The following is a 25,777-nucleotide window of genomic DNA, read 5'->3' on the forward strand; positions in this document are numbered from 1 at the left end:
TCTCTGTCCGACAAGGATTTCCTCGCCTATCCACAAAAGATGCTTGTCCTTCTAGACGATATTTCCTCATCCATTTCCTCACACGATCCTTGTCATGAATCTCCAAATGCTCTGTTATTTTTCTGTAACTCCAACCTTCTTCCGCATGCAGTCTAATTGCTTCTACCTTCAATGATTCTGGATAGTGTTTAAAGGTTTGTCCCTTATGCGCCATGAAAAAATGCACCCCTTAGAATTCATCGGAATCACCAAGGGTTTTTCCAATGTCTATTCTAAGGGGTGCACTTCAATAACCGGGAAGCGGCTTTTTAATTTGCTTCTACACATCCTCTTCCGATGCGGACGAACGTGAAGCCGCGCTTGAAATTATGAATTTGATGAAGAAGAACGCTGTGCCTGCTTTGCTTGCTCCTGCAGCTGTTCTTGTACGATTAGAAGCGCAGCTTCAAGAAGCGATCCGGCGGTCAGATCCGCATTCGTATCGGGGTCGGTCTGTTGACCGGAAAGAATGCGGATCGTACGGGTCCCGGCTAAGCGGCCTGCGGCAGTGTCCGGGGCTCTGTCGCCGATCGTATAGCATTGCGGCAAGTGCACCCGGTGCTTCTGCGCTAAGTCGAGGATCATGCCGGGCTCGGGTTTGCGGCACAGGCACCCCGCTCCCGGGCGGTGCGGACAATAGGCAATATCGTCAATGACCGCACCGTCTTTTTCAAGCAGCTGGAGAAGCTGCCGGTGAACCGCATGGAGCTGAGCTGACGACATATAACCGAGTCCGATCCCTCCTTGATTGGTGACGATAAACACCAGATACCCCGCTTCCTTAAGCGCCTGGACGGCTTGGGGGACTCCCGGCAGCAGGAATACATCTTCCGCTTTATTCACATAATGCACTCTCTGGGACCGGACTTCGTTGATGACCCCGTCTCTATCCAGAAAAACAGCTTTTCGCATATCATTCTGTCCCTCCCGTTTTCCCATTGTAGGATGCTGATCTTTTTCTTTACCCTTCCTACCTGATTTTTACCACAAGTCAACCTGATTTACGGTCTTCTCAGAGGGTTAATAGGCTACATAACATGTACAGGAAAGGAAACGGAGGAAACAAGCATGCAAACGATCTGGAAAGGCGCGATCAGTTTCGGTCTGGTCAACGTCCCCGTCAAAATGTATACGGCTACGGAAGACAATGATATTTCCATGCGAATGCTGCATAAAGAGTATAACGTTCCGATCCAATATCACCGGACTTGTCCTAAATGCGAAGAAGATGTGAGCTGGAGCGATATTGTGAAAGGATACGAGTATGAACCCGGTCATTTTGTGACTTTCGATAAAAAAGAACTGGAAGCTCTTGCCGATGAAAAATCAAGGGAAATCCGGATTGTGGATTTTGTGCACCTGGAAGAAATCGATCCGATTTATTTTCAGAAAACGTACTATCTCGCACCGGATGAAACGGGTTCGCATGCCTATAATCTGCTAGTGTCGGCACTGGAGAAATCGGAGAAGATCGGAATCGCCAATGTGACGATCCGCTCCAAGAGCAGCCTCGCCGCGATCCGGGTCATTGACGGTGTGCTGTCTATGGTGACGATGTGGTATGCGGAAGAAATCCGTCCCAAAGAACAAGTCCCTAATCTTCCAAAACAGCAAAAAGCCGACAAGCGTGAGCTGGATATGGCTCTGATGCTGATTGACCAGTTGACGGGGAGTTTTGAACCGGATAAATACGAGGATGATTACCGGGAAAGGCTGCTCGATGCCATTGACGATAAGGTGGAGGGCAAAGAAGTGAAGGTAGCGCCGGAAGAGAAGAAAACGAATGTAATCGATCTGATGGATGCCCTGCAGCAAAGTCTGAAGCAGATGAAGAGTAATCTGGGACAAGAGGAAGATGAAGGCGAAAGTGAGAAGAAGTCCGCCGGCAGGAAAACGAAACGTTCTACCAAGAGCCGCTCCGGATCCGCTTCCGGCTCTGAGGCCAGAAGTTCATCCAAGAGCAAAGCGAAGAGCCCTTCCAAGAAAAAGCCCGAAGGAACAGGTCCGGCGAAGCGCCGCAGCAAAGCTGCTGCCAAGAAGACAGGGAGCTGACGCATGCAGCGATTTACACCGATGTCCCCGATTCTTTCAACGGATATACCCGGAGGAGATGACTGGGTGTACCAGCTGAAATGGGACGGATTCCGGATCATTGCGCTTGTGGATCAGGGCCGGGTGGAGCTGTTCTCCAAGAAAATGCTGCCTAAAAATCTCAACTATCCCGATCTGGTCAAAGCGTTGGAAAAGCTGGAAGGGAGCTATGTACTGGATGGAGAGGCGGTTATCCTGGATCCGGCCACAGGTAAACCCAGCTTCCAGAAAATGCAGCAGCGCGACAAGCTGACGGGCCTTGGGCTTATTAATCGATCTGCGCAGCGAGAACCGGCGCATTACATGCTTTTTGACCTGATCCAGCTGGGACAGGAGGATCTGCGGCGGGTTTCTTTTCAAGAAAGATACAAGCTGCTTCAGGAAGCAGGCGCTAGCTGGGAACCTCCACTCTATGTAACGGATCTGTATGAGGACGGGCAAGCTCTCTGGGACTGGGCGGAAGCGAACGCATGGGAAGGAATAATATCGAAGCGGCTTAGCAGCCCGTACCGTTCCGGGAAAGATCACCATGATTGGTTTAAGCGTAAAACAGTGCTCCGGGTAGAGGCCCAAGGCGTCGGGGTGCTGGTAAAGGAAGGCCGGGCGGCGAGTCTGGTCATGCGCAGAAGCGGTCGTTATTTCGGCCGTGTTTCTTCGGGTCTGAGCCAGCGCTCCAAGCAGAAATTGCTTAGCTTAGAGGCGGGGCGCAGTCTGGAAGATTATTTCCCGGCTGCTCCGGAAGGCTTAAGGGGCATGGACGTACGGTGGCTGGAGGAGCCGCTTCCCCTGCTCGTGACTGGCCGCGAAGTGACGGAGAATGGAATACTGCGGCATCCTAAACTGCTTTCCATCGGAGGGATTCCCCTATGAGTCCGCAACAAGTCGGCACAGTCGAAGTGGACGGCAACGAAATAAGAGTAACGAATCCGGATAAGCTGCTGTGGCCGGAAGCGGGCATCACCAAAGGGATGTATCTGCAAAAATTGGTCCTGCTGGCTCCCTACCTGCTGCGGTACTGCCGGAATAGATATTTGACGACCATCCGTTATCCGGACGGAGTAGGCGGGAAATCCTTTTATCAGAAAAATGCGCCTTCTCCGCTGCCGCCATACGTACAGACCTCTCAGAAAGAAGGAATTCGCTATATCAATCTGGACTCGGTATCCACTTTGCTGTGGCTGGGCAATTTGGCTGCTTTGGAATTTCATCCTTCCTTTGAATATATCGGAGGCGAAGAGCCGGCGGAGTGGGTCCTGGACATAGACCCGAGTACGGAGGATGAGCCCCGGCTTATGGAAGCTGTCGCGATGATCGGCGAGACTTTAACCGGGATGGGTATTGCATCGGTACCCAAAACATCCGGAGCCACCGGCGTGCAGATTATAGTCCCGATCAAACCCGGTTATACGTTCGGTGAGTTGAGGCGGGTCGGTAAATTTCTAGGCGAATATTTGTCGGAGAAATATCCGGATTTGTTCACGATAGAGCGGCTGCTGAAGGATCGCGGGAACCGGATTTATGTGGACTATGTGCAGCATGCGGCGGGTAAAAGCTTGGCGGCGCCTTATACTCCGCGTGGCAGAGCACAGGCAACCGTGTCTACACCGCTGACATGGGACGAGGTCAGGCAGGGTGTGGATTTGAAGCAGTTTACTTTGTTTACCGTCGATGAACGATTGCATAAATACGGAGATTTAATGGCCAAGCAGAAGAAGCAGTCCTTGGACACGATCTTGGAATTCGTCCGCTGAAGGCGGTTATAAAACCCGGGCTTAACCAGATAGAACGGAACCGGCTGTGATTGTGTAGAAATACCGGACAAGGGGTAATACAACTTAATTCAAAAGGGAAGGTGATCAGCATGTCCGAATCTAACTCCGCATCTGTGCATACAACCCCGAGTCCGCAAGGAGGCTGGGATAACCAGAAAGACGGTGAGAAAATCAGTCATCACGACAAGAAAGAAGAGGCGCAGGCACGCGGCCGTGAAGAAGCGAAGCGGGATGAAACGGAGCATAAAATCCATAACCGGGATGGTAAAATAGCGGAATCCAACAGCTACGGGAACGATCCTTTCCCTCCAAAGGGTTAATATCCTGTGTTATAAATAGGTTGATTTATAAGGAACATTCTTTCTTCTAATAAATAGAAGAAGGAATGTTTTTTTGTAAATACAAGGTAACGATGGAGGCATTAAAAACGAGCAGGCCTGCACCCGCATAAAAGGAGGGCTTAAAAAAATGCTTTGCATATCCGAAAAATCAACGGTAAGTTAGAGAAGAAGGATACAAATCGTGAGGAGTGACCCGGATGACAGAGACAACTAAAGTGAATGCAGCCCGTCTGGACAGCAATATGAATGTTGAGTGCCAAGCGGACCAGACGGTTAAATGGTGGGATCCCCGGCAAGCCCCTATGCATGTGGCAGGTTTCGCTTGGTTGGAGAAGGATGGAAAATATCGCCGTCTCCCGGTGGAGCCGGATTATGAAATTCCGGTTGCCGTAGATATTCTGGCGAATTGTACATCAGGCGGGCAAGTGCGTTTTTACTCGGATACGAAAGAACTCCATGTTCGCGTAAAACTGAGCGGTTCGGCTTATTTGAATAATATGACGCCAATGGGCCAGTGCGGGTTTGACCTCTATGTAGGGCAGCCGGGTAACCAGCAGTACTGCGCTACGGCATCTGTCGGAAGCAGCGTGACGGAATATACGTACCGGTTGTTTAAATTCACGGATCGTGAGCGCAGATGTCTGACTCTGAACTTCCCGCTCTATCAGGGCGTGGAAGAGCTGTGGATCGGTACGGACCAGGATGCCTCTATCTGGGAAGCGCCTGTATATGAGCGGACAGACAAGATTGTGATTTACGGCACGTCCATTACACAGGGCGGCTGTGCGAGCAGACCCGGAATGAGTTATCCGAATATTTTAAGCAGGCAGCTTAATATGGAGTTTATTAATTTGGGTTTTTCCGGTAATGGAAAAGGAGAGCCTAACGTTGCCAAGGTAATCCGTGAAATTCCCGATCCGGCGCTTTTTGTGATGGATTACGAGGCTAACTCGGGATCTGTGGACATGATGGAGTCGACTTTGTCCGTTTTTCTGGATCTGTATCGGGAAAAGCATCCGGAGGTTCCGATTCTTCTCGTATCGTGCATTAAGTTTGCCGGTGAAACGTTCGATCCCGAGGTTAAGCAAAGAAAGCTGGAGCGTAAGCGGCTTCAAAAAGAAGAAGTGGAGAAGCGGATCGCTGCCGGTGACCGTTATATTACGTTTTATGACGGATCCGAAATGCTGGGGGAGAACTGGGCGGAGTGTACTGTAGACGGCATTCATCCGAGCGATTACGGATTTATGCAGATGGCGCAGCAGCTGCTTCCGGTTATCAAGCAGTGTCTGAAATCTTAACGGCGGATGCGATGCTATGATCAACATTTTTAGCAGAAGCTCTCATCAGCCGCTGAAGGGTCTTTGTGTGACGGCGCTGTTTCTCCTGCTCACCGGGTGTATAAATTCGGACGGTTTGTTCCAAACCGAGAAGCCCGGGACGCAGGAGCATACGGGTGCTGAATCACGTATTTCGATTGTGATTAATGATCTCGGATTGACGTTCCCGGCAGGACTGGACGAGAACAACAATCCTTACCTGTCGTATATTGAAGAACATACGAAGCTCGACGTCCAGATCACCATTCCTCCGAAGGATGTCTACGAGGAAAAGTTAAACGTAATCATGGCATCCGGAAGTACACCCGATATGATTAATTATTCGGAGCAGGTATGGATGAATAATTACGCCAAGCAGGACAAGCTCATGCCTCTTGACGATCTGATCGACCGGTTCGGACCTGATTTGAAGAAGAATATTCCCAAGGAAGCTTGGGACCGGGTTACCGTGGAGGGTAAAATTTATGCCATTCCGAGCCTGAACACAGTCAAAGGGCTGGAGCTTATGTATGTGCGCCAAGATTGGCTGGATCGGCTGGGTCTGAAACCGCCAGTCACGCTGGATGAATATTATGAGGTTATCCGCGCCTTTACACAGGATGATCCCGACGGGAACGGAATCGATGATACGATCGGTCTGACCTTCTCCGATTCCTTAGGGCGCAGCGCCCCCTTCTTCGGAGCATTCGGAATCCAGCTTGACCAGTGGATGGACCGGTATGGAGAGCTTGTTTACAGCAGTACCCTGCCTGAAACAAAGGAAGCGCTTGCTTTTCTGAATAAGCTCTATAAAGAAAAACTGCTGGATACGGAGTTTCCATTAAACCGGTACAACAGCATGATCGACAAAATCATCTCCGGCAAAGTCGGTCTGTTCTCCGCCACTTGGTACGATACGCGCGGTCCGATTGCAGCGAATAAGAAAAGAGATCCGCGGGCCGTGTGGATTCCTCTCCCATATCCGGTCGGTCCTTACGGGGATAAGGGCGTGTATGCGACCGAGCTGATCCGATCTTATAACGTAATTCCGGTTCAAAGCAAACAGGCGGAGGATGTGATCCGATTCCTCAACTTCATGGCGGGAGACGGGTATAGAGACCTTAAACTCGGCTTTGAGAATGAAGTATGGCGGATGGAAAACGGCAAGATGATCACGGATTTTGTCGAGCACGACAAACATTTGTACAGGGGGATGTATCAGTCGCTCATAGACCTGGAGAAACCGGACATATCCAAACAGAGGCTGGATTCGCTCGGAGACTTTCAACTCTATGAGAACTTGATGCGGATTGAAGACAATCTAATCCCGAATGCTTTCTACGGGTCACCGACTCCCGCTATGAGCAAATACGTGCAGAAGCAGAAAGAACTGAGGGAGAAATTCGTTCTTATGATTATGGGTGTCAAGCCGCTTGATCAGTTTGGCGGGGTCGTGGAACAGTGGATGAAAGAAGGCGGCGATGAAATGACACAAGAAGTCAATGAGTGGTACCGCGCGCCGGGAAGAGCGCAGGGGGATTAGCATGAGCAGAGTGCTGACATGGATAGTCAACCGGTTCCGTCATAATATACAGGTGCGTTTGACCTGCTACTTCCTGCTGATTCTGCTTCCGCTTGTTCTGGTCAGTTTGTTTGCGAATGAACGCTCCCAGGAAATCTTGGTAGAGCAGGCAACCGAGCGCTCCAGACTGGCACTGGACTCTGCAATGGATTACATTGATTTAACGCTCCAGAGTGCGGAGGAACTTTCCACCCTTATTTCAACGGATGCCGATATGGTTACCTTACTGGAGCGTAACGGCAAAGAATTGACGCCGGAAGCTATTGTTGATTTTGCGCAGCTTATGAAACAGCTCTCGAATCTCAATTCCATTAATAATATTGCTACGCAAATCTCGGTCTATCACCATTCTTCCAATATGCTTCTATCCAATTATTATGGAGGCAGGAAACTCGCCGGCCTTCCTGAACAAGATTTCATGACCAGAACGGCGCAGTCTAACGGGACAGGCATTCTGTATATGCTGCCGAGTGAAATTGTGGACGGGCAGGTTACACTAGGCAAGTTAGTGGTTTCGGACAGTGTGACACTGATCCGGTCCATGGATCTGTACAATCCGGACAGGCAGCCGAACGTTCTGCTTATTTCTTTAAATAAGACCAAACTGCTGAATTTGATTAAGCCTTTGCTGCCCTCGGATAACACCCGGATTTTTCTGACCAATAGCGACGGGGACATGATTGTGGGGGTGGGCAAGAACGGCGAGACGAAGGATATTGTCGTACCTTTCGAGCCGGATATGCTGTCTGTCACGACACATTCCCAATCATCCAAATGGAAGCTGACGATGATGCAGCCGGAAAGCGAATTGTACCGCGATACCGAGCAGGTAGCCCGGTATACCTATGGGATTATCGGGATCAGCATCCTGCTGGCGCTATGGATCTCGTGGGTGATCTATTCCGGAATCGCTTCACCCCTGCAGAAATTATCCCATGGAATCAAAAGATTCGGCAGCGGTAAATTGAATATCCAGCTGGAGAATAAACGCAAGGATGAGTTCGGGTACTTGACGGATTCTTTTAATAAAATGGCGCAGCAGCAAAAGCACTTGATTGAAGATCATTATGAACAGAATTTAAGGCTGGCCCGGACGGAACTTAAGTTCCTTCAATCTCAGATTAATCCGCATTTCTTATACAACACGCTGGATTCCATTTATTGGACGGCGAAAAATTACGAGGCGGACGAAATCAGCGAGATGGTGCTGAATTTGTCGAAATTTTTCAGGCTGAGCTTGAATAAAGGAAGAGACGTGTTCCCGATCGGGGAGAGTATATCGCATTTGCACTTCTATATCCGGATTCAGCAAATTCGTTTTCTGGAAAATTTCGAGGTTGAATATCAGATTGACGAACGGACCCGGGACGTTCCGATTCTGAAGCTGCTGCTGCAGCCTCTTGTTGAGAATGCCATCCTGCACGGGATGGACGGGAAGGAAGACGGCGGCCGGCTCATTATCGAAACCCGGATAGAAGGGGAACTGCTGCTGCTGATCGTACGGGACAACGGGAGCGGCATTAAGGAGGAAAGGCTGCATTATATTCAAGGTGAGCTGGAGCGACTGAATGCCCGCAACTATAAACTGTATTCGCTGGAAGAAGACCAGATAGAAGATCTGTTCGGGCTCCGGAATGTCATAACGAGGGTGAAATTGTATTACGGCAAGGAGGGCTCCCTGTTCATCGAGAGTACGGAAGGGGAAGGGACCCGGACGACACTGAAGCTTCCGCTGAATAAATGCAAGGACGTTTTCTTGCAAAGTGAACAAACTGAGGATGAAATGGAGGCGGGAGCATGAATTTAATGATCGTGGAAGATGAAGTAAGGCTTCGTAATTCACTCGTCAACAACATCCCGTGGGAAGAAAACGGTATTGAGGTCATCGCGCAAGCGGCAAGCGGAGCGGAGGCTCTGTATCTCTTCGAACGGAAGAAACCGGATATTGTACTTTTGGACGTGCAGATGCCGGAAATGGACGGGCTTACCCTCGCCCAAAAGCTGCGCGAGAAAGATGCTTTTATTAAAATGATCATTCTGAGCGGACATGACAATTTCGGGTTTGCGCAGCTTGCGATGGAAGCGGGTGTATCCAATTACCTGCTGAAACCGGCAGGTGACGAGGAAATACTGGCCACGGTTCTAAGCGCGGCCGAGTCCCTGCGGCAGGAGCTGGACCGCTGGCACAGCCAGGCGGAGCTGCAGGAGAAATGGTCGGAGCATCTGCCGCAGCTGCAGACCACGTTCTTCCAGAATCTCATCAGCGGCAAATACGACCTGTGGGAAATCCGCAAGATTAGCCGGGACTATCTGCTGAATCTGGATGAAACCATGCAATACACGGTGGCGCTTGCTGATGTAGATCCGCTGTCGCTGGATGAACCGCGCTACAAGAGCGGGGATATGCCGCTGCTGCGGTTTTCCCTGCAGTGTGTGGCGCGCGAATTCCTGCAGAACCACGGCTGCTGGGTCTTCACGGACAGCAACGGGTTCACGCTGATCCTGTTCGCCATGCCGAGCGGCGAGAGGGCCAACGATGTGATGCTGCGTGTGAATGCGGCCATCGTCAAGCTGCTGTCGCAGGTAAAGGAATGCCTGAAGATTACGTGCAGCGCCGGTATCAGCGGGGGAACGGGCAGCCTGGATGAGGTCAGCAAGTTGTATAGCCAGGCCTATCAGGCCTTGCAGGACCGCATCGTATACGGATCGGATATCGCGATACCTTATCAGGACAAGCCTGCCGGGAGCACGGGCGTACCTCTGTCTAACAATTCGGAGAAGACGCTGGAGATTGCGCTGGAGACAAGTGATGAGAGCAAGGCGCTGGAGGCGCTGGCCGAGCTGTGGTCGCAGGGAATGGAGCAATCGGGGACGGTGGCTGAAATGCACGAGGGACTTATGTATTGGTCCAGTCTCATCATCCGTATCATACACAAACAAGGCTGGCGGGTTCAGGATGTCGTGCGTGAGGATTACATCTATTATCAAGATGTGACCAAGCTGACGACCAAGCAGCAAATCCATTCGTGGCTGGAACGTACCGTCCGTAAATTCATCGCGTATATGCAGGAGCAGCGCAAAACGACCAGCCATCAAGTTGTCAAAACGATTCTGTCGATTGTAGAAGCGGAAATCGACAGCGACATTACTCTGCACAGCGTAGCGGACCGGCTGTACGTGAATTCCTCCTATTTGAGCCGCTTGTTCAAACAGGAAACAGGCGTCGCTTTCTCGGCCTATGTACTGGATCGTAAAATGGACCGGGCGAAATCAGCCCTGCTTGATGGGGCAAAAGTATACGATGCAGCACGTATTGTCGGTTACCGGGATGTCAGTTATTTCACGAAGGTGTTCCGCAAATATTGGGGCGTGACACCGGGAGAGATGAAGCACTGAGTCGTTGCGCAGGAAAAATGAAATTAGAATAAAAATAAAATTAAAATCGCAGAGATCTATGTCTAGCAAAGAACCACAACCGGATGAAACATCCAGGCCGGTGGTTCTTTTTTTATACCTCACTCTGTGACATGATAGCACTGGGGGCGATGTTGTGTTTCGTGATTTTGAACCTGCAGGAGACCGTCCGGTCTATATTCAATTAAAAGATTACATGAAACTTATCATTATAAAAGGTGCCTTACAACCTCACCAGAAGTTGCCGTCTACCCGTGAACTGGGTGTGCAGATGAAGCTTAGCCGCAATACCGTGATTTCGGCATATGCCGGACTGGAAGAAGACGGATTTACCTATACAGTTCGGGGAAAAGGAAATTATGTGGCTGCTGTATCAGGCGGAACAGCTAATCAAGCTTGTCAGATTGATTGGCAGGAGCGGATTAATGATCATGCTCGGCTGGCTGAGCAGCTTGATTTGATGAAGCACGGCATCCGTGCACGGAAGGGAACGATCTCTTTTACCAGTATTGCGCCGGACGAGACGTTGTTTGATATAGGGAATGTAAAACGGGCGTTCATGGATCGGATGTCTGTGGAGGGGGATGTGTTGCTCAACTACGGATATGCCAAAGGCTATAAGCCGCTGATGGACTTTTTATTACGCTATATGCAGCATAAGGGTGTCGATCTGAAAGGCAAGGATATTCTGATCACTAACGGGTTCACAGAGGGGTTGGATATTGTATTGTCGGCACTTGGAAAAAGGAGTGGCAAGGTGCTGTGTGAAAATCCGACCCACCACACGGCCATTAAGAATTTTAAATTACATGGATTTCAAATCACAGGCATCCCGATGGAGGATGACGGGATTAACTTAACAGAGCTTGAGCGGGCTGTGTCTGAACAAACTTACGATTGCGCTTATTTGGTCCCTTCCTATCATAATCCTACCGGGATTGTAATGTCTCCGAAGAAACGTCATGAACTGATGACTCTGATGAATCAGTACGGGATTCCTGTCATCGAGGATGGCTTTAATGAGGAGCTGCGCTACAGCGGATCGCATGTATCTCCATTAATGGCAGGGGCGGGCAGCGGCAATAGTGTAATTTATTTGGGAAGTTTCTCCAAGGTGCTGTTTCCCGGTATACGAGTGGGCTGGGTACTGGCGGATGCTGAACTGATTGACTATTTGGAGAGCATTAAGCGAGCGCGTACGATTCATACATCAACATTGGACCAATCGGTTCTTTATCAATATTTGCACAATGGAAATCTGGAGAAGTACTTAAAGAAAGCACGCACCGAATACAAGCGCAAATATGAATGGACCCTGCAGTGCTGCAGGGAGCATATCCCTTATGCTCAGCTTTCCGGTCATGGGGGACTGCATCTGTTTGTCACTTTTGAGATTGGATTTGATACACGGAAGTTGTTGGAGCTTTGTTCAGATCAGGGGGTAATTTTTACCCCGGGAGATATCTTCTTCACGGATAATCGTGGGAGTAATACGATGCGGCTGGGTTTCTCTCGTGTCACTGATGAGGATATTGGCAGGGGAATTAAAATTATTGGTGATACTGCCAGACAGTTAATCGAGATGGGGACCGGATTGTAACTAAGAATTAAAATAAGGGAGTGCTGAGTTATGGGTAAGGAGTGGATTTCTCCGTTGGTGCGGGATATCCCGCCATCGGGTATTCGGGCATTTTTTGATAGGAATACTCAGGGTATGATATCGCTAGGAGTAGGAGAGCCGGATTTCACTACACCCGAATCTGTTAGAGAAGCGTGTATTCGTGCTTTGAATCAGGGATTTACTAAATATACATCCAATGCCGGAATCATAGAGCTTCGGGAGGAAATTGCACATTATTTGCAACAGAGCTATGGGCTTCCATATAAACCTGACAGTGAGGTGCTGGTAACGGTGGGGACCAGCGAAGCGGTGGATTTGGCGTTGCGAACTGTTATTCGTCAAGGGGATGAGGTGCTTATTCCTGCTCCAAGCTATATTGCTTACTCACCTATCGTTCATATTAACGGAGGAAAGATTGTCACGGTAAACACCTCTGCACAGAAAGAGTTTAAGCTTACGGCTGAAGCAGTGAAGGAGAAACTGACCTCCCGCTCAAGGGTGTTGATGTTAAACTACCCGAATAATCCCACAGGTGCAATTATGACCTATGAGGACTGGCTGCCGATTGTAGAGCTGGTCAAGGAACATAATCTAATTGTTATCTCCGACGAAGTATATAGTGAATTGACATATGATCGTACACATGTCAGTATCGCATCAGTTCCAGGTATGTTGGACCGGACCCTTGTAATTAATGGATTCTCCAAAGCTTTTGCTATGACAGGCTGGCGGATTGGTTACGCCTGCGGGCAAGGTGAGTTGATCGAAGCCATGTTGAAGATTCACCAGTATACCACAATGTGCGCCCCGGCCCTCGGACAGATTGCGGCTCTGGAATCACTGAGGAGCGGGCTCACGGAGAAGGACCGGATGATCACAGCTTATCGTAAGAGGAGAGATTATTTTGTCAAAGGATTGAGAGAGAGGGGGTTGTCTTGTCATATGCCGGAGGGGACGTTTTACGCCTTTCCTTCCATTGCAGATACGGGATTAAGCTCCGAACAGTTTGCACTTCAGTTGCTAAAAGAAACCGGAGTCGGAGTTGTACCAGGATCCGTGTTTGGAGAAGGCGGGGAAGGATTTGTCCGCTGTTCCTACTCAGGTGCTCCAGAGCAGTTGAATCAGGCGCTGGAGCGGATGGAACATTTTATGCGGAAATTACAGGTTGTTACCGCAGCCTCAAGTTAATTAATGTCTGTTAATTCAAAGATGACCACGATGGAAGGGTCATCTTTTTTTATGCCATTTTACTTTGGCCCCAGCAACCTTATTTACGGATACCCCGTTAGTAGAATGAACAGAACATAAGGGGAGTCCGATATGAGAGTGAAATCAACCCTGCTATTGATTCTTTTCCTATCGATATTATCAGGATCAGGCTGCGCAAGTCGGGATCAGAGAGTAGTGGAAACGAAACTGACACTGGATTCTGTAACAAAAGGGCTTTAGGCAGAAGGCCTTGAATTGTTTGCTGTTAAGGCCGTTAAAGATGCTTTAGTTCTCAATAAGGTAAAACCGGTTATCTATACGGTGGGAAGTCCTACAGAACAAGTTGATCGATTAGAGGAATTGTATATTTATCTATTTAACTCTGAGGATTCTCGTACACAGGGACGCAAGGAATTTAATAACTATTGGATTTTGCCAAAATGGAAGTAAGGCCCTCGGTGTATGAATACAAAAATATTCTGATTGTATATTGGAAGCATAAGGAAAACAATAGATTCGGAGGGCAAATCGACCGGGGGTTGAAAAATGCGCTTCCGCAAGAATAAGGGGGGATTAGGATGATGCTGTTGCGAGTCCCAATGCTGTTCGTGATGCTGCTTCTAGTTCTGTCCGGGTGTACCGACCAAGAGAAGAAAGTGATCGAACCTTTACTGACGATCGGGGATGTTGAAGCAGGACTTGAGGCAGAAGGTCTGAAGATCGATCCTATCCAAGAGCCGGGCAATGAAATTAAACTGCTGGGTGTCGATCCCCTTAAATTTACAGCCTTGGCTGGTGAAGCAGATGCCGCAAGTACCGGCAAAATCTCTGTTTATGTGTTTGATTCAGCGGAGAATAGAAGCATTGGACGCAAGGCTTTTGAAAGTTACGGGCAAACAGCGAAGTTCGCCTATAAACCGATCCTTTTTGAACATAAGAATGTCTTCGTCATCTATTGGTCGCCCCTAGACAGCAGCGGTACGATCCCAGATCTGATCGGTAAAGCTTTGAAGAAACTTTAATCATTACGCGGGGGTTACCTGGTGACATTCCCTGCACATATATCTCCAAGAGGCAGCTCGTCAGCAAATGACGGGCTGTCTTTGTGCTGCGCTTCCTTAAGGCAACATCAAAGTACCACAAATAGTAATGAGAGTCCTCTACTAAGAAAGCCCGGCAAGTTCTAAACTAGATCTATACAAAGCTAGATGAGGGGGAATTCGATGAGACAGTCGGCTTCCGAGGTGAAAGTCTCCAATTCAAAACGCAGTTACGGCCAGCAGCTAAGATCGGACATCCTGAAAGACTGGGATCTGTATCTGCTGCTCATTCCGGGTATCCTGTTCGTTCTCCTGTTCAAATACACCCCGATGTACGGCCTGATTATCGCATTTAAAGATTTCAATATTTTTGATGGGATGGCGGCCAGTCCTTGGGTAGGAATGGACAATTTCAAGAAATTGTTTACTTCCGATGAATTTGGGGTGGTGTTCGTCAATACGCTCATCATCTCTTTGCTCAAAATCTTGATCCTGTTCCCGCTGCCGATCGTGGTCGCTATTCTCATGAACGAAATGAAAAACATGATGTTCAAGCGCACGATACAAACGGTCATTTATTTGCCGCATTTTCTGTCGTGGGTCATCGTTGCAGGTATTTTCATCGATATCCTGTCCGTAAATGGCGGGATGGTGAATAAAGCGCTGGTATGGATCGGCATGGAGCCGATCGCTTTCTTCATGGAAAGCAGCGTATTCCGAAGCGTTCTGGTCAGCTCGGCCGGCTGGAAAGAAACGGGATGGGGCATCATCGTGTATCTCGCCGCTTTCTCCACCATCGATCCGCAGCTGTATGAAGCGGCTAAAATGGACGGCGCAGGGCGCATGAAGCAAATTTGGCACATTACCCTGCCGGGTATTCTGCCGACAATCCTGCTTATGTTTATTCTGCGACTCGGATCTGTGCTCGAAGCGGGTACCGAACAAATTATGGTGATGTATAACCCGACGGTATACAACGTGTCCGACGTCATTGGAACTTTCGTGTACCGGATGGGTCTTGGCAACCAGGATTACAGCTTCACCACAGCTGTCGGTATGTTCGAATCTGTGATTGCCTTCACGTTAGTCGTCACAGGAAACAGCTTGAGCCGCAGATATCTGCAGCGCGGAATTTGGTAAGAGGGGGTAGAGGATATGAGTAGCGGAGCAGCATATGCCGGCACCAAACCGGTCAAAAGAAAAAAACAGACGCCTTGGCCGGAAAAGTTATTTCAATTCGTCAATTATACGGTGTTTATTCTGATCGGCCTGACTACACTTTTGCCGTTCGTGAATTTGATTTCCAAGTCACTCAGCAGTGAGTCAGCCGTTATATCGGGACAAGTCAACCTGTTCCCGGTCGGCTTTCAATTAGAAACGTATGCGTATGTACTGAAGAACGAGATGTTCCTGAACTCGTTCAAAATCTCGATTATTCTAACAATCGTAGGAACGCTGCTTAGCTTGTTTCTAACGACGATTACGGCCTATCCGCTGTCCAAGCCAAGGCTGCGCGGCCGGAAATGGCTGCTGCTTATCTTTATCTTCACGATGCTCTTCAGCGGCGGGTTAATCCCGATGTACCTGCTGATGCAGAATCTGAACTTGATCAACACGTTACCGGTCCTCTTTCTGCCGGCTCTGGTTAATGTGTACAACATGCTGATTATTAAGAACTATTTCGAGGGGCTTCCGGAAAGTCTTGAAGAATCCGCGAAGATCGACGGTGCGAGCAACTTGCGCATTCTGTTCTATGTCATTCTTCCTTTGTCTTTGCCCGTGCTGGCTACGATTGCCTTATTCTTCGCGGTTTATTTCTGGAACGATTATTTTGCGGCGATGATCTATATCACTAATCCGAGTCTGAAGCCGATGCAGCTTTTCCTGAAAGAGCTTCTGGTATCTTCGAGCGGTGAGTTCCTTAAAGAGGGCAATGTGGACGCAGCTATGAATACGACGCCTCAATCCATTCAGGCCGCATCCATTTTACTGGCAACGCTTCCGATTCTGGTCGTGTACCCGTTCCTGCAAAAGTATTTTGTCAAAGGTGTCCTGGTAGGCTCCGTCAAAGGGTAACCGGATGAGGGCTGCCGGATGCAGCCTTCTCCTATAACACTTCAGCTTGAAAGGCGGTGAGGCCCCTTTTGTAAGTCTTTCGATTGATTGCGTGATTGGCTTAACCATTAAAGGGAGGTACGACCATGATTAAAAAAGCAGCTTTATTACTTACGGTCGCTGCACTTGGTGTTACAACTGCGGCATGCGGAGGAAACGACCCGCAAGCGGGGACGGCAACTTCTGCGCCAGGAAATGCAAGCGCAACCAAACCGGTTATCCGGCAGTTGCTGCAGTACAGTAACTTTGATCCGAGCAAAGAATATACAGCTAAAGCCATTACAGAAAAAACTGGCTATGAAGTGAAATACGAAATGCTTCCGGCTGAGAATCCGGACGAGAAGCTGAACCTGCTTATGGCAAACAAAGAAGAATACGATGTCATGAAGCTGGGTGCGCCGCAGTTTGAGAAATTAGCGTCTCAAGGTGCGCTGGAACCGCTCGATGATTTAATCGAGAAATTCGGTCCGAATATCAAAAGCGCCATTGATCCTGCTGCATGGGACAGCGCCAAAGTGAACGGCAAAATCTATGCCATTCCAGAGACGGGTTCCGGTCTTGCCATTGGTGAAGAAACGGTAGTCCGCCAGGATATCATGGATGAGCTGGGGCTGAAAATTCCGACGAATACCGATGAATTTTATACCGTCCTCAAGACCATTAAAGAAAAGAAAAACATTGCGCCGTACACGGGTTCCAAAGATACTAAAGAATCGATTTTCGGCGATATCGGCCCTGCATTCGGCATCACAACCGATTGGGTTGTGCAGGATGGCAAGCTGATTCATCAGATCGAGACCCCGGCAATGAAAGAATTTCTTACTTACATGAATAAGCTGTACAAAGAAGGTCTGATCGATCAGGAAATGCCGATTAACACAAGCGCCAAAGCCATTGAGAAATTTACCAGCGGCAAAGCCGCCGTATACAGATTGGCTTACTGGAACGCCGGTACAACCGATAAAGCTCTGAAGAAGAATCTTCCAGACGCCAAAACTACCATCGTTCCTTTCATGAAGGATAAGAACGGTAAAACGGCTGTGTTTGCAAAAGCAAACATCTCGTGGTATATCTCGGTGCCAAAAGCATCCAAGAACAAGGAAGAAGCGATTAAATTCCTGAATGCCAAGCTGGACCCGGCTGCTCATAAAGAGCTGTCCATCGGTAAAGAAGGCACGCACCATGAAGTGAAAGACGGCAAGTACTATCCGATTCTGCCTATCTTCAACGATGAGCTCAACAACGGAAGCTCTTTCTTGACAGGTGTCGATTACAAGAAATATCCGGATTACTGGAAAGCACGTGTACGTAAAGAACCTGTTCTCCAGAAGTTCTTTGAAGATATTCAAATCAATGCCAAAGATATTATGGTGACGGATCCGCTTGCAAAAGCTCCTCCAATTGCCGATGTCTCCAAGAACAAGCAAAAGCTCGACAAATACCAGACAGACAGTATGCTGAAGTTCATCAGCGGATCCGATCCGCTTACGAACTATGATGCTTTCGTTGCCAAATGGAAAGCCGACGGCGGGGAAGCTATGACGAAGGCGGCAAATGAGTGGTATAAAACAGCCAAAAAATAATAGTGCTCAGCAGGTGCTTGATTAGTTATTTCAGCTAAAAAAGAACTTCGCTCGCTCAGCAGCTGCATAGTTGCAGCTGCTGTTTTTTTTGACCGGCAAGCCCCAATTGAACTCTATATGGAGAACTCCTGTTCACCGTAAACCGTAACCGCAAATCAAGCATCATCATACAGATGAGATCATTACTTTACATAAAGGGGATAAGATTGTGAACGCAGGCGATTTTCAGAATTCTGATCCGGCTTTGACGATTCGTACGGCTTCCGGCTCCACGGTGACTTACAACAATTCCGGGCAGCCTGCCGATGTGATTGAAATCGAAGCGGCTCCGGCCGATATCACCATCTCTCTTGAAGGACCGCGCCACCGGATTTATACTATCGATCAGGATATGACGGACCAGGATGATGTGCTGGCGCTGTATACGTATAATTGGGGAGCGGATCTGGTCATACCGGCAAGCAGTGTTGCCGTCCAGGTAGATGCGGCCAGCCGTGTAACGGCTGTGATCAACCCGTCGGTTAACGGCAAGCCTCCCGTATGGGCCGATCCGACACCGCTGTCTATTCCGGCCGGAGGATATGTACTCGTTGCCCGGGACAGCAGCTATGCCAATCCAACCTCCCAAAAATATTTGGCTGCGAATTTCGAACCCGGAGATACGGTCAAATTACGCAAAAATAATCTTGTGGTCCTCGTCAAAGACTTGGTGGACCTGTCTGGGCCGATCTCGCGTCTGTCGCTGAACAATTATGCCATGTATACGGAAACCAAGCCGGAAGCGGTTCTATCCGGTACCATCAGCAATATGGAAGACCCGGCAGAAATCGAATTTACCGTGAACGGGACCGTGGTTCCTGTCGAAGCGGGCGGTGCATTCCGCTATTCTTATGTCTTGAACCAAGGGATCAATTACTTGAACCTGATCGTTAAGAAAAGCGGCGAGGAGCAAGACTCCAAAGATCTCGTAATTTTCGGCAGACCCGGGTTCGCCTCGGACAAGAAGGTCATTCTGTGGGTAGATCAGGCGGCTAATGCCCGCAAGCTGCAGAGCAGTGAGAATGTACGGGATTTTGTCAAAAAAGCTGCAGATAACGGCACGACTTCCATTGTTTTTGATGTTAAAGGTGTGGAAGGATTTGCTTCGTACAAGAAGAATACGCTGACAGGCCGGCCCTATGTAAGTGAGATTAAGGCGCCGGTGAAAGCCGGCTCTAATCCGGATTTGGATTTGTTGGAAGAATTCGTCCGCTATTCCCGTGAATTCTGTCTGGACATCCATGCGGCTGTTAATATTTTTGCGGAAGGCTCGATTGCGTTCAATGAATTTGCGATCCTGAATGATCATCTGGACTGGGAGGAACGCGTATACAATTCCGCCGATAACGGGCAAATCATGCGTCAGCGCGAATCGGCAAAGCAGGGTGCTGTGGCGTTTATCAATCCTTCCAATGAGGAGGCAAGACAATTCCAGCTCCGAACGATAGAAGAAGTTATTCAAAACTATGATATCGATGGTGTTGTTCTTGACCGGGCCAGATATGATAACGAAACCTCGGATTTTAGTGATCTGACGAAGGGCAAATTCGAATCTTTTGTACAGGAAAAAGGGAAGACCCTTCAGAACTGGCCGGGGGATGTGCTGCGTTATGAGAACAAAGTCCGTGTAAACGGTCCGCTTATTCATGAGTGGTGGGAATTCCGTTCCAAGACGATCAAGAGTTTCACGACGGAGGTAAAAGCACTGGCTGACAGCTATGAAGGAAGCAAAGGCAAACCCGTTCAAGTGTCCGCGTATGTGGGTTCCTGGTTTGAATCGTATTACTTGAACGGTGTTCATTGGGGGAGCACGGAATTCCGTTACGATTCCCGCCTCGGCATGAAGGATGAGGATGTGTACAGGCCGGGTTATTATGAGAGCGGTTATATCGAGAACCTGGATTTTATCATGATTGGTGCGTACCAGACGACAGGACCTGAGGTGGAGCGTCATATTACACTGGGTAACATCGTAATTAATGGCGAGAAACCGCTCTACACCGGGATTGCCCTGACGAATGTACCGGACCCGGCCCTGCAGCGCGAAATACTCCAGGCAGGCCTGGATAACACGCACGGCCTGATGCTTTTTGACGCGTCTCAGGTGAATTGGCCTATAACGAATGCGGCTCTGCGTGATCTTCCCTACGTGAAAGATTATCAGCTCGGCGTATCACTGCCGAACCAGACGGAATCATTCCTGGAAGGCTCTTACTATGATGTCAATGTCATTGAGAACAATATTGATGTACTGACGGATTCGTTCGGGTATTCTACCGGCAACAACCGGTTTGGCGTAGAGGCCGTTATTGACAGCAGCGGTAAAGTAATCAGCGTACCCAATAAAACCAAAGCCATGAACGAGGACTGGTCGAATCCGGATGAAACGAACAGCGTGATCCCTAAGGGCGGATTCGTAGTTTCGGCTAAGGATCTCTCGGGTGTCGGAACGAAACGTCAGCTTATCGCGAATTCTTTTGAGACAGGAGATGCTGTGAGGTCGGCAGTCCTTAGCGGTTTCTTGGCCTACGAAGGTGTCAGAACCGGGGATGACAATCTCGATATCGAAGGACAGGTGAAAGTGCTTGGTCCCGGTAATGCGGAAGTCTATGTGAATGGCCGCACAGCGAAAATTAAAAAAGACGGAAGCTTTACCGGCGAAGTGGATTTGAAAGTTGGCGTTAATGCGGTTACGGTGACCGTAAAAGTAGATGGCTTTAAGACTAATGAGAAGAAGTTTGACATTATCCGTGACGAGAATGTAGCCGAATCCGTCTAGTTCAAGCAAGATGAGCTTAAGCGTTGAATCCACACAGACCACTGTTCTAGCCGAGTATAAAAAAGGCAAGAAAGTGGGTATGGCGAAGTAGGCGAAGGCCGTAAGGCATAGGCAGAAGTGGAAGTAAAGGACAAAGACAAAGATAGGGACTAAAGCACAATCCAGGGTGGAAAGCTGTATCGGTTCGCAGGAGCTTTGTGTGAATGGAAGATTATAATTATCTTAATAAAAACAGATACCCCTATAGGTATCTGTTTTTATTTGTAGACACTGGAGCGGTTCTGGACATTACCATTCATATAAAAATAGCTGTTCAATGGTTTACTTCAAGTAGGAGATTACAATAGAAATTAGCATGCCTAGAAAACCGAATACGAAGAAAAAGGAGCCATAAAACACTTTGAAATTGAAATGGAGCTTTTTCTTATGTTCATGCCTGAGCGCTTCCTGCATTTCCCTGCCTTCATCCCTGTAGTTGATGTTTGTATGATTGATTCGAAAGAAATTAGCACCTTTAAGAGACGCAGCCCAAATGATTAGAGAAACGAGAGAAATCAAAAACAGAATATCGGATAGGTTTTGCATCATATGCCCCCCCTTTTAAATTTATTATACAGGATAGTACCCAAAAGTTACCTGAAAAGGAGAATATTCATAATGGAATTGAATTTAAATCAAAAAATATCGGGCAAAACAAAAAGCTTCCGGAGAACCGGAAGCCTTGTTATAGATCTATACCTATTGCGGTGAATCTCTTATATCTAGTCGAAATAAATTTCTTTGCCCAGTCTGCTGGATTCATAGACGCCGCAAAGGATTTTCATCATTTCTACGCCGTCTGAGACGGGACTGAGCGTCTCTTTCGTGCCTTGGCACACCTCGATAAAATAATCGATCTCATCCTGGAATCCTGCTGCAAAGTCGAACGACAAGTTGTTGATTTGCGGCGTGGTGTTCAGGATCGTATTGTGCTGCTCCGTGATAAGCGTGAGCTTGGGCTCCAGCTCAGCGCCCCCTTTATCACCATATAGTTTCACGGTCAATTCGTCTTCTTTGGCATGCAGGGTGAAGGAAACATCAACAAGCAAAGACGCACCGTTCTCGAAGCGGATCATCGCGTTAGCCATATCTTCGACCGTGTTATGCTCCGCATCATAATCAGCCGCTTTGTAGTAGGCGAGGTTCTCCACGTTGGACCGGTTGCCCAGCTTGGTGTAGGTGTTGCCGCTGATGGATTTTACCTTGGGACGGCCCATGAGGTACCAGCAGAGATCAATGACATGAACGCCCACATCTATCAGCGGCCCGCCGCCGGAGCGTTCGATGTCGGAGAACCAGCCGCCGGGATTACCCAATTTGCGGATGCAAGAAGCCTTGGCATAATAAATCTCGCCGATACTGCCGTTCTCCATAAAAGAACGGACGATACGCGTATTGGAAGCGTACCTGCGGACGAAACCTACTTGCAGTGTTTTGCCGCTTTCCTCTACGGCTTGCTCGACTGCGAGGGCTTCCTCCACGGTTTTGCAAAGCGGCTTCTCCACAAGTACGTTCTTCCCGGCCCGCAGAGCGGCTATGCTGATCTCAGCGTGCGTGTTGTTCCAGGTGCAAATCGAAACGGCATCGATTTCGGGATCGGCGAGTAGCTCCTTGTAGTCGGTATAGACTTTGGCTGCCTGGTAAGTATCTGCTTTTTCGCGTGCGCGTTCTTCGTTAAGGTCGCATACGGCGACAATGATGGCGTCAGGGTTTTTCTGATACGAATTGAAATGCATGCGGGAGATGGTACCCGCTCCAATAACACCGATACGGATTTGACTCATACGAGCAGTCCTTCTTCCTGTAAGTAATCAGAGTATGTGTTTAATGGTCTACACAGGGCGGGTGGCAGGCCACTCCAGCTCAACGCCCGCCTGAACCAGCATTTGCTGAAATTGTTTCAATTCAGCCGTGTTGTTACGCAGCTCGCGGGGGGTGATCCCCTTATCGATGCAGTAGCTTGCGCAGTAAGCCGCCGCCTCGCCGATGTTCCATTCCACCGGATGGAGACGGTAGCAGCCGTTGGTAATGTGTGTGACGCCAAGATTCTTGCAGGCGGCCAGCAGGTTGTTCACCCGTACCGGAATGAGACTGCCGAGCGGGATCTGGAACGGCACGGTCGAGACGTCGATATAGGGACGGTTCTCCGTACTCGGGTGAAGATCGATCCGGTAACAGCCGATTCCAACGCTGTCCGGGAAATGCTCTGCTTTGCCGTCCGGGCGGCACTCGGTCGCGACATGCTGCTCCAGTACGGTGAATTCCGCCTTGATGCGCCGGGATTCACGTATATAGGGATACATGGCCAGACCGTCTTCCGTACCGACGACATCCTTGCGCAGCCTCATGCCGGGATAGCCTTGGCCGCCGCCCGGGCGGGGACATTCGGTCTGCATCCAGTAGAGCAGAGAGAGGCTGAGCTGCTTGGCTTCATAGAGGTGGCGTTCTTTCTCTTCCTCCGTCACCTCTATGATCGAGCCGAGCCAGTAGTCGTTCTGGGGCCAATTCACCAGGGAAATATTGCTGCGATAGGTCCCTTCTTCGAACAGGCCGCTGTCCGCAATCTGCCGGTATTTGAAGAGGGAGAAGCGTTCCGTCCCCGGGAAAATTTCATAGTGGACAGGCTCCATGGTAGCGGGTCTGACGCCGAGCAGGCTGAGCAAATGGTCCGGCCAGAAGTCCGCCCGGTAAGATTTCCAGAAATCATACAGTGCAGGCTTCTCGATCGTATGGTCTTCACCTTCGATGTAATCGATGGCAAAGCAGTAGGTGAAGCCTTGCCAGTCGTTAGGCAGCGCTTCGCCGGAGACGGCATGCGGCTCGCCGGTCTGGGCTATTGACTCGGCCCCTGTCACATACTCGACGCCTGCCAGAGGCAGAACATCGCCGCATTCTGTAGCATCCAGGAAGAAAGGCGCGCTCAGGCGGTATTGTTCACCGGACTCCAGGTTCTTGACTGTAACCGAGGTGATGGAATCTCCTGAAGTTTCGGCTTGCACAGGCACGTGGCGGGTCCATAAGGATAGCAGACCGCTGTGGATATAAGGAGCCAGCATTTGCTGCAGGACAGCCAGAGCTGTTCTCGGTTCATGACACAGACGGCTTACGGATCCGCTGCCGGGATTAAGCTCAGGGTTAGCTCTCGCTCCGGAGGTCATCGGGAAATGGTCCCGGTAATAATCCCGCACGCCTTCGCGGAATTGTCGGTAAGTACGCGTACAGCCGAACGATTCGATCCACGGATGCTCGTCGGGCGGTACAGCCTGGCTTGTCAGCTGGCCTCCGATCCAAGTCGTTTCCTCCGTCATGATTACGGTTTTACCGGACTTACATGCAGCCATAGCTGCTGCGCAGCCTCCGGTGCCGCCTCCGATAATGATTAAATCAGCCTGCTGAACACGTATCATAGTTGTTCGTTCTCCTTTGGAATAGAGTCAATGTTAAAGCGTTTGGACAAGCGCGTTGAAATTGTGGATGCTTCTGCGGATGCCTTCCGCTTCATCGCCCAGTCCTTCATATTCGAGTACAAAAGCTCCCGGATAGCCGGCTTCTTGAAGCTTGGCAAGAATGACAGGCAGATGAACCTGACCTTCTCCGGCAAAGACACCTTCATAAGCTTTTCCGCTAAGCGCTTTGTATCTGCCATCCGCTGTTTCTTCGAAATCTTTAATGTGTACATGTCCGATAGAAGGAAGCAGAACATCCAGAGCATGCAGCGGATTCTCATCAACGAGAAGGAAATTCCCCGTATCAAAGGTAGCCTTCAGAGCCGGAGAGTTGACACGCTCCAGAATGGCAAGAACCTGATCGCCTTTTCCAGCCAGCTTGCCGTGGTTTTCCAGGCAGAGTGTAATTCCGTTTTGTTCTGCGGCTCTGGCGGCTTCGCGAAGTCCTTCTACAATCCAGTCCAGCGCTCTATCAAATGTATACGCATCGGATAAATTGCCGGAGAATACACGCACGACGGATGTGCCTAACTGCTGGGCTACATGAATTCCGTCTGTGATGACCCGGAGCGCTTCGGCGCGTTCTTCCGCTGTGCTTTTGACAAGGTCGTTGCCGACGGCATAGCTGGTGATGGTTATTCCGCTCTGCCGGACGTATTCCAGTACTTGAGGAATTTCGTTCTCAGGGTCCTTCCAGAAAACATCGAGCAGTTCAACACTGCCGATTCCTTCTTTGGAGCAGAAAGCCAGAAAATCGAGTACCGTCCATTTTTCAGCCCTGCTTACCCGGTGCAAACTCCACATACTCAAGGAAAGATTCATTTGTGAGACCTCCAGCGGTGTTTTCTCCATATTTTTAACTTAATAAGATAAGATAGTTCCATTTTAAAAGGAGGCGCGGAGCAAAAGTAGGTCATAGTCATGACCATTTCTGGTACTTTGATGCGGACCTCCGAAGGAAGACTCCCCGAGCCATTTCGGGCTTGTCAAAGATTAGGAGAGAAGGTGGTCGTCTATAATTTTGAGCAAGCCGCTGCATAAGATAGGACATCCCACATAAAGAAAGGGTGTTGAGAATGGGTTATGCAGGTGTTGGAACCAGCACAGGAGTGATTCTGGTTCTGTTTATTCTGTTAGTGATTATTACGCGTTCTTTCTGGGCTTAAGTAAGCAATTGCAAATAAGGAAGGAACTCCTGCCGCATGGCAGGGGTTTTTAATTTTGAAGCGTGGGGAAGGGGGAAAGGTTCTCACCCAACAGACTGTGAAAATTTACAAAGTTGTAAATCCTGTGACAATCGTTTGGTTGTCTGTTGAAAAGGTTACTTACTAAACAGGAGCGTAACGAACTG

General features: G+C 49.2%; 22 protein-coding genes. 16 read left to right on the forward strand and 6 right to left on the reverse strand.

Features of this window, described 5'->3' with window-relative positions; genetic code table 11:
* The coding region (locus EDM21_RS21270) for a helix-turn-helix domain-containing protein (RefSeq protein ID WP_157338435.1) at positions 1-214 on the reverse strand (214 nt) is incomplete at its 3' end.
* Positions 215-366: 152 nt separating this feature from the next.
* Complete coding sequence (locus tag EDM21_RS21275; protein ID WP_157338436.1) at positions 367-951, reverse strand: D-glycero-alpha-D-manno-heptose-1,7-bisphosphate 7-phosphatase; 585 nt, start codon at positions 949-951, stop codon at positions 367-369.
* A gap of 156 nt (positions 952-1,107) precedes the next feature.
* On the opposite strand from EDM21_RS21275, the gene ku reads away from it, so the two are divergent.
* The 15 genes from ku (at position 1,108) to EDM21_RS21350 (ending at position 20,941) form a co-directional block, all read left to right on the forward strand.
* On the forward strand, positions 1,108-2,091 hold the full coding sequence (gene ku / locus EDM21_RS21280; RefSeq protein WP_157338437.1) for a non-homologous end joining protein Ku: 984 nt from the start codon (positions 1,108-1,110) through the stop codon (positions 2,089-2,091).
* Positions 2,092-2,094: 3 nt separating this feature from the next.
* Positions 2,095-3,000: an ATP-dependent DNA ligase gene (locus EDM21_RS21285; protein ID WP_157338438.1), complete on the forward strand. Its 906-nt coding sequence runs from the start codon at positions 2,095-2,097 to the stop codon at positions 2,998-3,000.
* Complete coding sequence (gene ligD / locus EDM21_RS21290; RefSeq protein ID WP_157338439.1) at positions 2,997-3,881, forward strand: non-homologous end-joining DNA ligase; 885 nt, start codon at positions 2,997-2,999, stop codon at positions 3,879-3,881. The genes EDM21_RS21285 and ligD overlap by 4 nt, the downstream gene beginning before the upstream one ends.
* A gap of 110 nt (positions 3,882-3,991) precedes the next feature.
* Positions 3,992-4,222, forward strand: a complete 231-nt coding sequence (locus EDM21_RS21295; protein ID WP_157338440.1) for a DUF2188 domain-containing protein — start codon at positions 3,992-3,994, stop codon at positions 4,220-4,222.
* 218 nt (positions 4,223-4,440) lie between these two features.
* Positions 4,441-5,541: an SGNH/GDSL hydrolase family protein gene (locus EDM21_RS21300; protein ID WP_157338441.1), complete on the forward strand. Its 1,101-nt coding sequence runs from the start codon at positions 4,441-4,443 to the stop codon at positions 5,539-5,541.
* A gap of 16 nt (positions 5,542-5,557) precedes the next feature.
* Positions 5,558-7,102: an extracellular solute-binding protein gene (locus EDM21_RS21305; protein ID WP_157338442.1), complete on the forward strand. Its 1,545-nt coding sequence runs from the start codon at positions 5,558-5,560 to the stop codon at positions 7,100-7,102.
* A gap of 1 nt (position 7,103) precedes the next feature.
* Positions 7,104-8,942: a cache domain-containing sensor histidine kinase gene (locus EDM21_RS21310; protein ID WP_157338443.1), complete on the forward strand. Its 1,839-nt coding sequence runs from the start codon at positions 7,104-7,106 to the stop codon at positions 8,940-8,942.
* A complete protein-coding gene (locus EDM21_RS21315) occupies positions 8,939-10,537 on the forward strand; it encodes a response regulator transcription factor (protein ID WP_157338444.1) in 1,599 nt (532 codons plus the stop codon). Before EDM21_RS21310 ends, EDM21_RS21315 begins: the two co-directional genes overlap by 4 nt.
* A gap of 154 nt (positions 10,538-10,691) precedes the next feature.
* Positions 10,692-12,155 carry an aminotransferase class I/II-fold pyridoxal phosphate-dependent enzyme gene (locus tag EDM21_RS21320; protein ID WP_166542120.1) on the forward strand — a complete coding sequence of 488 codons (1,464 nt, stop codon included), beginning with the start codon at positions 10,692-10,694 and terminating at the stop codon, positions 12,153-12,155.
* Between the two features lie 30 nt (positions 12,156-12,185).
* Positions 12,186-13,364 (forward strand): aminotransferase class I/II-fold pyridoxal phosphate-dependent enzyme, encoded by a 1,179-nt coding sequence (locus EDM21_RS21325; RefSeq protein WP_157338445.1) that lies wholly within the window; start codon positions 12,186-12,188, stop codon positions 13,362-13,364.
* Between the two features lie 599 nt (positions 13,365-13,963).
* Positions 13,964-14,407, forward strand: coding sequence for a hypothetical protein (locus EDM21_RS21330; protein ID WP_157338446.1), 444 nt, complete (start codon positions 13,964-13,966; stop codon positions 14,405-14,407).
* A 201-nt stretch (positions 14,408-14,608) separates the two neighbouring features.
* Positions 14,609-15,565, forward strand: a complete 957-nt coding sequence (locus tag EDM21_RS21335; protein ID WP_157338447.1) for an ABC transporter permease — start codon at positions 14,609-14,611, stop codon at positions 15,563-15,565.
* Between the two features lie 15 nt (positions 15,566-15,580).
* The gene (locus EDM21_RS21340) at positions 15,581-16,501 is read left to right on the forward strand and encodes a carbohydrate ABC transporter permease (RefSeq protein WP_157338448.1); all 921 of its coding nucleotides are present in this window, start codon (positions 15,581-15,583) and stop codon (positions 16,499-16,501) included.
* A 125-nt stretch (positions 16,502-16,626) separates the two neighbouring features.
* Positions 16,627-18,123 (forward strand): extracellular solute-binding protein, encoded by a 1,497-nt coding sequence (locus EDM21_RS21345; protein WP_157338449.1) that lies wholly within the window; start codon positions 16,627-16,629, stop codon positions 18,121-18,123.
* 208 nt (positions 18,124-18,331) lie between these two features.
* Positions 18,332-20,941 carry a family 10 glycosylhydrolase gene (locus EDM21_RS21350; RefSeq protein WP_338044032.1) on the forward strand — a complete coding sequence of 870 codons (2,610 nt, stop codon included), beginning with the start codon at positions 18,332-18,334 and terminating at the stop codon, positions 20,939-20,941.
* A gap of 321 nt (positions 20,942-21,262) precedes the next feature.
* On the opposite strand, the gene EDM21_RS21355 is transcribed toward EDM21_RS21350, so the two are convergent.
* The 4 genes from EDM21_RS21355 to EDM21_RS21370 all read right to left on the reverse strand — a co-directional run bounded on the left by EDM21_RS21355 (position 21,263) and on the right by EDM21_RS21370 (position 25,248).
* Positions 21,263-21,529 (reverse strand): hypothetical protein, encoded by a 267-nt coding sequence (locus EDM21_RS21355; protein WP_157338450.1) that lies wholly within the window; start codon positions 21,527-21,529, stop codon positions 21,263-21,265.
* Positions 21,530-21,702: 173 nt separating this feature from the next.
* Positions 21,703-22,764, reverse strand: a complete 1,062-nt coding sequence (locus EDM21_RS21360) for a Gfo/Idh/MocA family protein (protein ID WP_157338451.1) — start codon at positions 22,762-22,764, stop codon at positions 21,703-21,705.
* 48 nt (positions 22,765-22,812) lie between these two features.
* Positions 22,813-24,387 (reverse strand): FAD-dependent oxidoreductase, encoded by a 1,575-nt coding sequence (locus tag EDM21_RS21365; RefSeq protein ID WP_157338452.1) that lies wholly within the window; start codon positions 24,385-24,387, stop codon positions 22,813-22,815.
* A 33-nt stretch (positions 24,388-24,420) separates the two neighbouring features.
* Positions 24,421-25,248 (reverse strand): sugar phosphate isomerase/epimerase family protein, encoded by an 828-nt coding sequence (locus EDM21_RS21370; RefSeq protein ID WP_157338453.1) that lies wholly within the window; start codon positions 25,246-25,248, stop codon positions 24,421-24,423.
* A 254-nt stretch (positions 25,249-25,502) separates the two neighbouring features.
* Between EDM21_RS21370 and EDM21_RS25125 the strand changes: the two genes are divergently transcribed.
* Complete coding sequence (locus EDM21_RS25125; protein ID WP_235918315.1) at positions 25,503-25,592, forward strand: YjcZ family sporulation protein; 90 nt, start codon at positions 25,503-25,505, stop codon at positions 25,590-25,592.
* Positions 25,593-25,777 lie beyond the last annotated feature (185 nt).

It is taken from the genome of Paenibacillus lutrae, from assembly GCF_009757775.1.
Lineage (GTDB): Bacteria > Bacillota > Bacilli > Paenibacillales > NBRC-103111 > Paenibacillus_F > Paenibacillus_F lutrae.